The organism is Pseudarthrobacter sp. Hb11 (genome assembly GCF_059383655.1).
Genome location: NZ_JBWZCM010000014.1, coordinates 45971 through 58826, shown reverse-complemented (window position 1 = coordinate 58826; position 12856 = coordinate 45971). Strand labels below are relative to the sequence as shown.

The window sequence follows — 12856 nt, the reverse complement described above, 5'->3', positions numbered from 1 at the left end:
TCATTAGTCCATCATCAGCCAAGAAGCGCGCTCCAGTCCACGGGGCCGCTGGCGGCCGCCTTGGGAGCTGTCCTGCCCGGCCGCGCGGCGCTCCTCGGCTTTGCGTTGCCGGCAGATTCAGCAGCGGACGGGATGCGTGGCCCCCAGGGCAAGGCAACGGCCGGCACCAGCTCGCCGAGCTGAACGCCGTGCGGCGGCACAACCATAACACCGTCGGCCGACGCCAGCCCGCGCATCATGCCCGGGCCGGTGTGCTGGGACGGAGATGCCATCCCGTAGAGGAGCCGGAACGGCATCAGTCGCGTGCGCCCGGGGTCTGGTTCGATCATGCTTCCGCAGGGCACTTCCTGGACCTCAGGCAGGCTGCCGTGGCCCAACGCGGAAAGCAGCGGTGCGCCTACGGTGACCAGCGCCATCATCGCGGCGAGCGGGTTTCCTGGCAGGCCGAGTACAAAACGGCCGTCCGGCAGTTCCGCCAGGACAGCCGGGTGTCCCGGTCGCATGGCGATCCCATCGATGACGAGCCGCCCGCCCAGTTCTGCCACTGCCTGGCGGAGATGATCTGTACCTGAGCGACCGGTCCCGCCCGTGGTGATGACGACGTCGGCCGGCAGGTCCGGAGCCCCGGGCGCCTCAGGCACAACGTCTTCCAGGCCGGTCAGCCACTCGTCATAGGAGTCCCCGATCCTCTGCTGTTCCCCTGCTATTCCTCCCAGCATGTCCACGACTGCCGGCAGTTGTGGACCGAAAGTGTCCCGCACCTGGCCGGGGACGGGCACGCCCTGTTCGATAACTTCGGAGCCGGTGAGCAGCAGCCGGACCAGGGGTTTGCCCTGGACCTGCAACTCGTCGTAGCCGGCCAGGGCAGCCAATGCGAGATGGGCAGGGTTGAGCTTCGCTCCTGCCTTGACCAGCACGTCACCTGCCAGGGCTTCCTCCCCGGCTTTACGGATGTGCTGGCCGTTGCGCGGCTCGCCGGGCCGGGCGCTCCCTCCGGTGACCAGGACAGGCAAGCCGTCCTCGTCCTTGTCCAACACTGCGCTCTCGCTGCGCAGCACCGCTTTTCCGCCGGGCGGAATCAACCCGCCGGTAACGATGGGGCTCGCCTGGTGCGGCGCCAGCCTGGTCCCGGGTTCCGCCAGGATCCATGGCCCAGTCCCGTTGACCGCCCAGCCGTCCATGGCAGAGGAGGCGTAGTGGGGCATGTCCTGCAGTGCAACAATGTCCTGGTCCAGCCTGCGCCCGAGCGCCAGATGCAGGGGAACGGGACCGGCAGGAATTGGCGTGGCCGCCTCGAAAGCGGCCAGCCGGGCTTCCTTCCAGGTGTGGGCCAGGTGCCGCGGCGCCTCCGGCAGGTCGGTTGAACTCCGTTCTTCCCCGGGCTCCTCGGTCATTCGCCGGGAGTCCCGGCGGCTTCAGCATCGTAGTCGGCAGCCAGGGAACGTGCCACGGCCAGGGCGCCTTCCATCGACGCCGCATCGGTGCTGCGTCCGGCCGCTGAGGCAAGGCCTGCGGCGTACCCGGCGATGAAAGTTGTCAGTGGCGCCGCCGGCCGTACAACGGAGTGGGCCGCTACACCGGCGAGGGCCAGGATGGCATTAACGTCCACCTGGACGTCCTCAAGCTCATAGGCCTGGAGCAGGGACCTGCACCATTCTTCCAGCGTCTCATCCTGGCTTTTCACGAACTGCCTCCCAATTCAACTGCTGCCGCGCCGGTCCTGGAACTCGTCCCGGATCCCGGCGTCAACTCCTAGTGCGGCGGCATCATCCCAGGTATCCACATCGTCCGTGGAACCGGTGGGGACGGTGACAAGCTGCAGGTCCAGACTAGCAAGGAGTGCACGCATGGAGCCGTTGATTAAGGTGTCCTGCGACGCCAGTTCCTCGGCCGCCCTTTTTAACTTGTCTGTGCGGTAAAACCCGGCCAGCCGTTGGGGCCTGCGGTCTTCGCCACAGGCCATGAGTCCGTCAACTTGGAACTCCCGCGATTCCAGTGCCTCCGTCAGCACCTCCACGGCAGCCGAGATACGGGGCATGTCACATGCCATTACCAGGGTGTACGCACTTTCGTTTCCGGCCTGGGCCAGAACCGCCAGGCCCGCAGCCACAGCCGCGGCGGGTCCTGCAAATTCCGGCTGCTCCCGGCAGGAGAGCACACCTGCGGGGAGAGCGCCGGCGTCCGGGCCCACCACTACTGTGCGGAACGCACCGGAGGCGGCGGCAAGCGACTGCTGCAGGAGAGTGGCACCTTCAAAGACGAGCCCTTGCTTGGGCACCCCGCCCAGCCTGGATGACCGGCCGCCGGCCAGGATCACGGCGTCGAAGTCCAACCGGTTTTGCTCCACTCCCCCAGCCTAGTCCGGGGACGGCGAAGGCGACCTACCCCGATCAGGCAGCGCGCTCAGGCAGCAGGAACGGATCCCAAGCGGGCGTGGGTTTCTCGAGTTCCTTGATTTGCCAGATGGTGCCATGCGGAGGCTCAGGGACAAACCGCAGTTTCCAGCCCATTTCTGCCGGGGTGTGGTCACCTTTGACGTTGTTGCACCGCAGGCAGGCGGCCACCAGGTTCTCCCAGGACTCCGCACCCCCGCGCGACTTGGGGTGGACATGGTCAATGGTGTGGGCAGCTTTTCCACAGTAGGCGCACTTGTGCCCGTCACGTCTCAGCACCCCGCGCCGGCTCACAGCTGTGGACTGGTTATATCTGGGGCGGATGTAGCGGTTCAGGAGAATCACGGACGGGCGGCCCAAAATCTCCTGGGGACCCACTACGGGCTCGTCCCCTTCAGCCACAACGCTCGCCTTGCCCGTGAGCACAAGCACCAGCGCCCGGCGGAAAGTAATAACCGCCAGCGGTTCATATCCAGCATTCAGAACGAGAGTGCGCATGCACGTACCTCTTCACGGCCGCACCCGGTCAGGGGCACGAGGGCCGGCTGCCCTCGGCATGGTCCGGGCTATGGATCGACACCACAAGAGTAAACAAAGAAGTGCACTATCAGCTAATTCCTGACCCGGGCCGCCGCGTCCGGCTGGCAATTAGTGCCCCGGGCAGATGGACCCGGGGTTTAAACAGACAGGACCCCCGCCGCAAGGGCAGGGGTCCTGATGTGTCTTGATCAACCGCTAAGCGCGGGCTGCAAGGATGTCAGTTGACGCGGATGAACACCGGGCCGGAGCCCACGTTGGCGCTGAAGACAACGGTCTGGTTGCCGTTGTAGCCGCCGTGCACCGCTTGGCCGTTGCCGGCGTAGACGGCGATGTGGGCCATGCCGGAACCACCGTCGGCGTAGTAGATGAGGTCGCCCGGCTGAGCCTCGGCGGCGCTCACGGTGCGCCCCAGGGAGAGGTAACCGGCAGGCCAGTCATGGAAGTTGATGCCCACGGCAGCCAGGGAGTTGGTCACCAGCATGGTGCAGTCCTGCGAAACGCCGAGCTGGGCGTAGGCGGCGGACAGAATGGCTGCGCCCTTGCCGCTTGCCGAGGCAGGAGCGGCGGGGGCTGCAGCGGCCGGAGCCGTGGCGGTCACCTTGGCAACAGCGGCCGTCTCTGCGGCGGGAGCGGGCGCGGGAGCCGGAGCCGGAGCCGGAGCCGGAGCTGCTTCCTGAACCTCAACCTCAACCTCGGGCTCCGGAGCTTCCACAACGGGAGCCGGCGTGGTGGTCACGGCAGGCTTCTCGAAGGTGATGGCAATGGTGGAAGCAGCCGAGATGGGAGCCTCAACCGTTGCTTCAACTTCCAGGGTGGAAGCCGGAGCGGAGTCGCGCTGAACGTTGGCGTCAGCAGCGTTGGCAGCCAGGCCGCTGGTCAGGACCAGACCGGAAGCAGCTGCGATGACAGCTGCCTGGCGTCCTACGCCGCCGGCGTTGTCGCCGACAGCCTTGGCAATGATGGCGAGCGAGTTGGTTTTGGTGACCTCGGCGCGGTGCCGTGCGGTTGCACGAGTAGTCATCAGTTCTCTCTTTCGTTTTCCTTCAAACCGCATGTAGGCAGCCAAAGGTGACTGGACGTGCCGGCATCTTGGGGGTACGCCGGCACGCCCCGAACGGGGGATGTGTGATTTAGCGAAAAGCGTTTGGGCAAAGAAAAAGCCCTTGGACCGTAAGGTCGAAGAACTAGTTCATGGTGTAGAACGCGGAGGAACCGGTAGCAGCTACCGAGTGCAGGAGCGTTCCCTGCGAGGGGTTCAAGGCGCTGATCATCATGCCGTTGCCAACGTAGATGCCGACGTGCGCACCGCCGTTCTGCATAACCAGGTCGCCCGGCTGCGGCGTGGACGTGGGCTTCATCGCAGTCCAGGCGTTGACGCGGGGGATGCTGATGCCGGCCTGGGCGTAAACCCACTGGGTGAAGCCGGAGCAGTCCCAGCCGCTGGGGGTGGTGCCGCCCCACACATACGGGCTGCCGATGCCGGTGTACGCGATGGCCGCAATGCCGGAGGTGGCAGCGGAGGACGCGGTGGCCACGACCTTCTCTGCTGCTGCCGATGCGGTGGTCTCTGTGGAAACCGATGCGGTGGACTCTGTGGAAACGGTGTCCGTGTCGGTGGCCGCGGCCGTGTCATCGTCATCAGAAGTTGACTGGACAGTCACCGGCTCCAGCACGGGAGCGGCGATGGTCTTGACCACCGGACGCTCGAAGGACACGGTAGCCGTGGGTGCCGCAGTGACCGCGAGGGCCGACTGCGCGGACCCGGACTCGGTGGAAGCAGAGACACCAGCGGTGGTGTCCGCCGCGTTGGCCGGCAGGCCCAAGGTCAGGACGAGGCCGGACGCAGCAGCGATAACTGCAGCCTGGCGACCTACTGTCCCGGCATTGGCACTAACAGCCTTGGACATGGTGTCCAGGGGGTTGGTACGAACCGATTGCGCACGGTGGCGCGCAGAATTATGGCGTGAAGACACGAAGGTAGCCTCTCCCAATGCCTGCGAGGTGAGCTGTCGGATTCGGATGGGAGTCACCCGGCCGCGCGGCTTCCTGGGAAGCTTTTGCGACTTAACCCCAAGGCCTTCAAACTGAAGGCCATAATTGGTTCCCCCGCCCCTGCCAGACGATGAAATGCGAACGGACCTTGAGCGGTGGCAGAGTTAGGCAATCCGCACAAGAGCGTCAACTTCGGAAAAGTTGACGCGAGTTAGACGGTACAGCAGTTTTGCTTGAATGTCACATTCAGGTCACGGCAGGTCAACATCATTTGATAGTTCACCGTCACTTGACTAAAGCCAGCCCGTGGGGTCAACAACTTCGCCGTTGACCTGGACCTCGAAGTGCAGGTGGCAGCCTGTGGAGGCTCCCGTGGTCCCGCTGAGGGCCACAACATCCCCGCGGGATACTGTCTGCCCCTCCTTCACGCTGAAAGAGGAGAGGTGGTTGTACGTGGTTTCCAGGCCGTTGCCGTGGTCCACTACAACGCGGTTGCCGCCACCGTACTCGTGCCAGCCCACAAAGGTAACGGTTCCGGTGGCCGCAGCCAGAACAGAGGTGCCGCACTGGGCTACGTAATCCTGTCCGCGGTGGAAGTCACCGGAGCCTCCCGTGATGGGGCTGACGCGGTAACCAAAGGGCGAGGCAGTGCTCAATGCAGCGAGCGGGGCACCGAGGCTTCCGGTGGAAGCGGCGCGGGTGATGGCGCCCGCAGACTGGGCACTGAGCAGCTGTTTCAGCTTCCCGTCGGGGTCCGCTTCGGTGACCACGGCGGATCGGCTGAAGTCTATTTCGGCCTCCGCTTCCGCGGAAATTTTGGGCTGTGGGGCTACAGCGGACGCGGCAACAGGAGAGCTCCCTGAGGCATCCGTAGCCATCACGGGACTGGTGGCCGGTACGGTCACGGTGAGCACCAGTCCGGTGGCGGCCAGGGCGACGCCGGCCTTCTGGCCGATGCCGCTGGCAGCAGCGAACTCGGTAATTTGACGGAATGGACCCCGACGCCGGCGCGCATCACGGTGCGGATCGCGGGGGCGTTCCGAGGTGATGACTTCGACAACGCGCGGTGTCGAAGCAGGGACCGCCGCGCGGCGGCGTCCCCTGGAATTGTGCATGGTCAAGAAGGGTTCCTCTCTGGAAAGCCTGCGAAGTTAGCTGTCGGATTCGGGTCAGAGAGTTCAAAGACCCGGTCCGCCGTAAGCAAGCTTCGGCACAGAGATATCCCCGGAGGGATCCTTCGCTGGAAGAGGCTTGCTGCTGACGGACTTCACCCCAAGGCAGTCCCCCGGCTGCCGCTTGTGGTTCCCCCGCCTCTGCCAGTTACGACTCATGCTCCTGATCCGCTGGCAGAGCTCGGCTCCAGATCAGGTAACGCTTTAATATCAACGCTTCGGTTCAACTATAGAGGGTTAACGCCCAAAGTAACAATTCCGTTATCTTTGCGTAACCCACCTCACATGAGGTAACGAGGCGCGCCGGCCAGCCCGCTAGCGGACGGCCACGAACACGTGCGCGGCCACCTCCGGAGGCAACTCAAGTGCCCCTTCAATGCCGGGAACCCGGACGGAGATGTAGTCCCCCACCCGCTCCAGCGACACAGCAGCCCCCGGCCTTATGCCGCCCTCATCCAGCTGCGAGAGCAGTTCCGGCTCCACCTGGATGGGCTCGGCAAGCCGGCTGATAGTCACGGCTGAGGCGGGCCCGTAGGACTTCATCGCTTCCAGGAGGCTGATGGCTCCATCGGCAAAGCCCGGGGACGGCACCCCGCCCAAGGCGGCCAGCCCGGGAATCGGGTTCCCGTACGGAGACTCGGTGGGGTGGTTAAGCATCTCGTAGATACGGCGTTCCACCCGCTCGCTCATCACATGCTCCCAGCGGCAGGCCTCGTCATGGACGTATGCCCAGTCCAGCCCAATCACGTCGGCGAGGAGCCGCTCAGCCAGACGGTGCTTGCGCATCACTTCCGTGGCGCGCTTCCGACCCGTCTCGGTGAGCTCCAGATGGCGGTCGCCCGAGACAACCACCAGGCCGTCCCGCTCCATCCGGCCGATGGTCTGGGAGACGGTAGGTCCGGAGTGGCGCAGCCTTTCGGCGATACGCGCACGCAGGGCAACAATGTTCTCTTCCTCGAGCTCCAGAATGGTCCGAAGGTACATCTCCGTAGTATCGATCAGATCCGTCATCCAGCTCAGCTCCTCGAGCGCAGTACCTTGCGTTGTCCCACCGTATCGCCGTCACTGCGACGTAGTCCGTGGAAAAGCTTAGCCTATTTTGACTTTGTCCGAATAGTTGCCGATGGCCGCAGGACCGTCTCATTGGCTGGACTATGACGCTTCCGGTTCCCGCCGATACAGCCCAACAAGGCAGAATGAGGGAGGCCCTGGCAGCAGCCATCAGTGACTGCCGGCCATCAACCCCCGTCCGGACCAAAGCCGTGTCCATGCCGAAACTGGAGCACCTGTGAGCGAAACCAGCATCACTATTCCCGCCGACCTCCTGCCCAAGGACGGGCGGTTCGGCGCCGGGCCGTCCAAGGTCAGGCCGGAGCAGATTGATGCGCTGTCCGCGGCGTCGAAGAACATCCTGGGTACGTCCCACCGGCAGGCCCCGGTCAAGAACCTCGTCGGTTCCGTCCGCGAGGGCCTCAGCCAGTTCTTCCGCGCCCCCGAAGGCTACGAAGTGGTACTCGGCGTCGGCGGTTCCACGGCGTTCTGGGACATTGCAAGCTTCGGCCTGGTGGAAAACAAGGCCCAGCACCTTTCCTTCGGTGAGTTCGGGTCAAAATTCGCCGCGGCCACCAACAAGGCGCCCTTCCTGGGTGCCTCTTCCATCATCAAGTCTGAGCCCGGCACCCGCCCCTCGGCCCAGGCCGAAGCGGGCGTAGACGTCTACGCCTGGCCGCAGAACGAGACCAGCACCGGCGTCGCAGCCCCCGTGAAGCGTGTTGCCGGTGCAGACGAGGGCGCACTGGTGCTCGTCGACGCCACCTCTGCTGCCGGCGGGCTGGATGTTGATGTTGCGCAGAGCGATGTTTATTACTTCGCCCCGCAGAAAAACTTTGCCTCCGACGGCGGGCTCTGGCTTGGCCTGTTCTCCCCTGCCGCCCTGGAACGCGCAGCACGGGTCAAGGCCAGCGACCGCTGGATCCCGGATTTCCTGGACCTGCAGACGGCCATTGACAACTCACGCCTGAACCAGACCTACAACACCCCGTCGTTGTCCACTCTGGTCACGCTGGACGCGCAGGTGCAGTGGTTGAACGCTAACGGCGGCCTGGACTTCGCTTCCGCGCGCACGGCAGATTCTGCCGGCCGTATCTACAGCTGGGCTGAGGCATCGGAGTTCGCCACTCCGTTCGTCATCAACCCGGACGAGCGCTCCAATGTCATCGCCACCATCGACTTCGACGAGACAGTGGATGCCGCAGTGGTGGCCAAGGTCCTGCGCGCCAACGGGATTGTGGACACCGAGCCTTACCGCAAGCTCGGCCGCAACCAGCTGCGCATCGCAACGTTTGTTGCAATTGAGCCAGCCGACGTTTCCGCCCTTCTGGCCAGCATCGACTACGTAGTGGGCGAACTGCGCAAGTAATCGCAACTGCGGGGCCACCCCGGCTGACCGCAACGCACCGGCTTTAACGTACGACGGCGCCGCCCGGGTTCTGCCCGACCGGCGCCGTTTGTGCGTCGTAGCTCAGTTTCCGCGCCTGGGCGCGATTCCGGGCGCTAATTTGTATCGGCGTCGCGCCCTGCGCGCTGTTCCTGCGCATCTTCGGCTTCAGCCTCCCGGGCTTCACTTTCCGGCGCTTCATTTTCCAGCCCTTCACCGTCCAGGCTGCCTACTGCGTCCAGAGACGCAGCAACGCCGTCAGCGGGCTCGGCGGCGGCAGCTTCCGGCGTGTCAGCCTGGTGGGCGTCGTCTTCGAGCGCGTCGGCTTCCGGCTGACCGGCGTCGGCTTCGCCGGATTCCTGTTCCTGCTCATCCTCCGGCCGGACGCGTTCTGCCCACGGAACCCATTCCGGGGCCAATATGGAGTCCTCGGACGGCAGGAGACCGAGCTCGTTGACCGTGACCACCTTGGACCGCGAGTTCCGTGTCAGCACGGCGAACCACTGCCAGCCTGCGTAGCCGGGCAGCCTGCACTCGAAGAGGTGTGTCACCAGCCGGTCGCCTTCGCTCTTGACTGCAAGGTGCCGCCCAATGTCCGACGCCGCAGTGATGCCGGCAATGGCGGTCCGTGCCGTGTCCGCGGCAGCGGCGAGGAAGGCGTCCGGCTTGCCGGTCCGCCAAACAGGCACCCCGGCGCGGGGCTTGGCCGTTTTGGCCGTCGCCGGCGCCGGGCCTACAGGCGAAAGGCCCGCAGCAGCGGGAGCAATACCGGCGTCCCCGCCCGTTGCGGCACCTGCCTGCAGCGCCACCAGGTCCACCGATGCCGGGTCCACCGACACCGGGTCCACCAACTCGACGTCCAGCGTCTCCGAGACCAACGACACCGGATCCAGTGACTCCGGGGCCGTTATCTCCAAGCCGCCGGGCTCGGCGGTTGTGTACTCCGGGTCCTGCTGATCAGCTTCCGGGTTCATGAGGGCCTAAACGTCCAGCTCGTCGGCAACCTTACGCAGGGCGGCGGCGATGGCCTTGCCCTTATTGCCTTCCGGGTATTTGCCTTTGGAAAGGGTTCCGGACAGGTTGTCCAGAACAGTCACGAGGTCCTGGACCAGCGGTGCGAGGTCCTTTGCGCTGGGCCGCTTTGCCTTAGCGATGGACGGTGTTTTGTCCAGCACGCGCAGGCCCAGGGCCTGGGCTCCCTTGCGGCCGTCGGCTACACCGAATTCAACGCGGGTGCCGGCCTTCAGCTCTGTTACGCCCTCGGGCAGCGACGATTTGGGCAGGAAAACTTCCTGGCCGTCTTCTCCCGCGAGGAATCCGAAGCCCTTTTCCTTGTCATACCACTTGACCTTGCCGGTAGGCACGTAATCAACCTTCTTCGTTCTGACGTCTTGAGACACGGCCGGCCATCACCGCATCCGCAGTGTTGTGCGGGTTCAGGGTATGACGGCTGGAGACCGTGTTGGTCTGTATCCCTCAAGGTTATCCTGCCCCGTGCCGTAATCCTGCTTTCGACGGCTCTCCGCAACGGCACACTGAACCGTGGCTGCGCTGTCAGACCGGGCTGTTAGCGTTACGTTTATGACACCCTCGCGTTACCGGCGTCCACTGACGATCCTCGCCGCAGTTATTGCCGTGCTTTCACTGGCCGCGGTGGCTGCCGTTATGGCATTCGCCTTTGCCGGTTCCGTGGCTCCGGCCTGGGTCACCTACACGGCACTCTACGGCCTGCCGCTGGCGTTCCTCCTGATGCTGTTCCTTGTTCTGGACAGCGTTGCCGGACGCCGGCGGGCAGGAAAACCGGGCGGGCGGTAACGTTGGACTGATGTCCCTCATTCGCGCGCTCAGCAAGGACCTGGAGGCACGCAGCGACGACTCGCTGCGGGCGCTGTTCGACGCGCGGCCGGACCTCATCTCCCCCGCTGTGCCGGACTTCGCTGCCCTCGCTGCACGGGCGAGCGGGCGCGTCAGCGTCCAGCGTGCGCTGGAGCGCCTCAACCGGCCACAGATGCAGGTCCTGGAAACGCTCCATCTGTCCACAAACACTGATACGGAGCACAGTGCCTCCGCGGCTGGATTGCGCAAACTGATTTCGGGTTCCACCGTTGCCGCTGTGGAGCGGATCCTGGCCGCTCTCCAGGAACTTGCCCTGGTCCACCGTGCGGAACCCCCGCATGGCGCACCCGCCACCGGCAACAAGCAGCGGTACTACCTCCCCGTTGGCAGCCTCAAGGACGTGGTGGGAATTTATCCGGCCGGCCTTGGCCGCAGCTATACAGAGCTGGTGCGCCTCCAGCCGGCGTTCGCGCAGCGCGCGGTGCAGCTCGTGTCCGAACTTCACCGCAGCGGCGCAGCCATCCATGGAGCCACAACACCCATGGAGGCAGCGCTCGCCCTGCAGCACTGGACGTCCTCGCCCGAGGCCCTCCAGGACATTCTGGCCACGGCTCCGGAACGGACCACCGCGTTGCTCGCCCGGTTCCGGAACTGGGCCATGGGTGCCGTCCCCCAAGCGCAACGCAAGGCGTCCATCGCCACTGAGGGATCCGACGTCGGGCCCATCGACTGGCTACTGGCGCGCGGCCTGCTGGTGCCCTTGGACGCTGCCCATGTGGAGCTGCCGCACAGCGTGGGGCTCTCGCTGCGCGGTGGCGCCATCATCAACGACTTCAGCCTTGCGCCGCCGGTCCCGGAGCTTGGCCGGACCAGCGCCGCCTTACGGCGGAATGCGGCGCTGGGGGCCATCAGTGAAACCCTGCGGCTGGTGGGTGAAGTACTCCATGCCGTGCGGGACCAGCCTTTGGCCACCCTCCGCAGCGGAGGCGTGGGCGTGCGGGAGATGAGGCGGCTGGCTGAGTTGCTGCGGATCGACCAGCCCCGTACCGGGCTTCTCCTTGAGCTCTGTGGGCTTGCAGGGCTGATCCGCCTGGACGTCGATTCGTCGTCGTGGGTTCAGCCGCCGGAGCTGGAGTGGCTTGTCCTGCCCCGGCAGGAACAATGGCTCTGGCTGGTGAATGCCTGGCTGGCCAGCCAGCGCGTGCCGTCCCTGGTGGGACAGCCGATCAACGGAACCCCGGGAGCATCTGCGCACCGCGCGGCTTCCGGGAGCACCATTATCGCGTTGTCGGCGGAGGCGCAGCGTCCGGACGCCCCCGTGGTGCGCAAACGGATCCTGGAGATCCTGAATGAACTAACGTGTGAGGCATCGGCCCCTGACGGAACAGCGCCGGTCCTGGACGCTGCAGCTGTGCTCCAGCGCGCCGAGTGGGCCCAGCCCCGGATGGCCCGGCGCTTCAGCTCCCTGATCCGCGGAGTCCTGGCCGAAGCCGAAATACTCGGCCTGCTCGGCTCGGGGGCCCTGAGCCAGCTCGGAAGCGCCATCGCGGACGATGAACCCGACGCCGCTCTCTCCATCCTGGGTGAGCACCTGCCCGCGGAGCTGAACCACGTACTGCTCCAGGCAGACCTCACCGCCGTAGCACCCGGATACCTTGCCCCCGCGCTGACCGAAAAACTGCTGCTGATGGCCGACGCTGAAGGCCAGGGGCCGGCCACCATCTACCGGTTCTCGCCCGGTTCCATCCGCCGGGCGCTGGACGCCGGCCATAGTGCCTCCACCGTGCTGGAGTTCCTGCGGGAGCACTCGGCCACCGCAGTACCCCAGCCACTGCAGTACCTGGTGGAGGATACTGCCGCCCGGCACGGCCGGCTGCGGGTTGGCGCAGCGGCGAGTTTCGTCCAGAGCGAGGATGAAGGTGCGCTGCTGGAGCTGCTGTCCGGACCGAAAACGGAGGGGCTGGGCCTGGTGCGGATTGCGCCCACCGTCCTCATCTCTTCGGCGCCGCCGCGTGAAACAGCACAGGCTCTCCGGAGCCTGGGCCTCTCCCCCTCCTTTGACGATTCGGAGCAGCCGGTGCTCCGGCTCCGGCGCGCTCCTGTACCGCACACCCCGTCCCGGCCCATCTACACCGCGCCGCGGACAGCTCCGCCGGCGGAAGAAGTCCAGGCGCAACTGGATGTGTTGCGGCACCGTCCTGCCGCCGTCGGGAATCATCACACCCCGGAAGGTGACCAGACAGGTGAGGCAGCCACGCAGCTCGGCCTGGAAGCCTTGCAGCGTGCCATCCGGCTCAAGCAGCGCATCAGCATGAACGTGGTGGACGGCATGGGGAATGCCAACCTGGAAATTGTTGTTCCCCTCTCAGTAAGCGGCGGACGGGTGCGGGTCTTCGACCCCGCGAAGGACACCGAACGGGTGCTGTCCATCCACCGCATTATCGATATTGAGGCCGCAGAGGAACTGCGCCAGTGAAGGACTCCCC

13 protein-coding genes and 2 riboswitches are annotated in these 12856 nt (G+C 65.4%); of the genes, 3 read left to right on the top strand and 10 right to left on the bottom strand.

From position 1 onward, the window contains the following. Positions 1-14: 14 nt before the first annotated feature. The 8 genes from AC50X7_RS16345 to AC50X7_RS16310 form a co-directional block, all read right to left on the bottom strand. Positions 15-1394 (bottom strand): molybdopterin molybdotransferase MoeA, encoded by a 1380-nt coding sequence (locus AC50X7_RS16345; RefSeq protein WP_494979973.1) that lies wholly within the window; start codon positions 1392-1394, stop codon positions 15-17. After that, a complete protein-coding gene (locus AC50X7_RS16340; protein WP_307096466.1) occupies positions 1391-1684 on the bottom strand; it encodes a DUF6457 domain-containing protein in 294 nt (97 codons plus the stop codon). The genes AC50X7_RS16345 and AC50X7_RS16340 overlap by 4 nt, the downstream gene beginning before the upstream one ends. Positions 1685-1699: 15 nt before the next feature. Continuing rightward, positions 1700-2347, bottom strand: coding sequence for a molybdenum cofactor guanylyltransferase (gene mobA, locus AC50X7_RS16335; protein ID WP_494979972.1), 648 nt, complete (start codon positions 2345-2347; stop codon positions 1700-1702). Positions 2348-2390: 43 nt separating this feature from the next. Beyond that, on the bottom strand, positions 2391-2891 hold the full coding sequence (locus tag AC50X7_RS16330; RefSeq protein WP_494979971.1) for an HNH endonuclease: 501 nt from the start codon (positions 2889-2891) through the stop codon (positions 2391-2393). A 259-nt stretch (positions 2892-3150) separates the two neighbouring features. Further along, the gene (locus AC50X7_RS16325) at positions 3151-3954 is read right to left on the bottom strand and encodes an NlpC/P60 family protein (RefSeq protein ID WP_494979970.1); all 804 of its coding nucleotides are present in this window, start codon (positions 3952-3954) and stop codon (positions 3151-3153) included. A 163-nt stretch (positions 3955-4117) separates the two neighbouring features. Next, on the bottom strand, positions 4118-4840 hold the full coding sequence (locus AC50X7_RS16320; RefSeq protein ID WP_494979969.1) for a C40 family peptidase: 723 nt from the start codon (positions 4838-4840) through the stop codon (positions 4118-4120). A gap of 70 nt (positions 4841-4910) precedes the next feature. Further along, a riboswitch (cyclic di-AMP (ydaO/yuaA leader) is annotated at positions 4911-5090 on the bottom strand. A gap of 128 nt (positions 5091-5218) precedes the next feature. Continuing rightward, positions 5219-6040 (bottom strand): M23 family metallopeptidase, encoded by an 822-nt coding sequence (locus AC50X7_RS16315; RefSeq protein WP_494980001.1) that lies wholly within the window; start codon positions 6038-6040, stop codon positions 5219-5221. A gap of 10 nt (positions 6041-6050) precedes the next feature. After that, positions 6051-6269: riboswitch (cyclic di-AMP (ydaO/yuaA leader) on the bottom strand. Between the two features lie 143 nt (positions 6270-6412). Next, on the bottom strand, positions 6413-7108 hold the full coding sequence (locus AC50X7_RS16310) for an iron-dependent transcriptional repressor DtxR (RefSeq protein WP_461189211.1): 696 nt from the start codon (positions 7106-7108) through the stop codon (positions 6413-6415). A gap of 277 nt (positions 7109-7385) precedes the next feature. Between AC50X7_RS16310 and serC the strand changes: the two genes are divergently transcribed. Then, on the top strand, positions 7386-8516 hold the full coding sequence (gene serC, locus AC50X7_RS16305; RefSeq protein ID WP_494979968.1) for a phosphoserine transaminase: 1131 nt from the start codon (positions 7386-7388) through the stop codon (positions 8514-8516). A gap of 134 nt (positions 8517-8650) precedes the next feature. Here serC and AC50X7_RS16300 read toward each other — a convergent pair whose 3' ends face one another. Further along, positions 8651-9301: a DUF3027 domain-containing protein gene (locus tag AC50X7_RS16300; RefSeq protein WP_494980000.1), complete on the bottom strand. Its 651-nt coding sequence runs from the start codon at positions 9299-9301 to the stop codon at positions 8651-8653. Positions 9302-9514: 213 nt separating this feature from the next. Beyond that, positions 9515-9898 (bottom strand): cold-shock protein, encoded by a 384-nt coding sequence (locus AC50X7_RS16295; protein WP_013599963.1) that lies wholly within the window; start codon positions 9896-9898, stop codon positions 9515-9517. Between the two features lie 217 nt (positions 9899-10115). Between AC50X7_RS16295 and AC50X7_RS16290 the strand changes: the two genes are divergently transcribed. Next, complete coding sequence (locus tag AC50X7_RS16290) at positions 10116-10349, top strand: hypothetical protein (protein ID WP_494979967.1); 234 nt, start codon at positions 10116-10118, stop codon at positions 10347-10349. A 10-nt stretch (positions 10350-10359) separates the two neighbouring features. Then, entirely contained in the window at positions 10360-12846 is a 2487-nt protein-coding gene (locus tag AC50X7_RS16285) for a helicase-associated domain-containing protein (RefSeq protein ID WP_494979966.1), read from the top strand. Positions 12847-12856 lie beyond the last annotated feature (10 nt).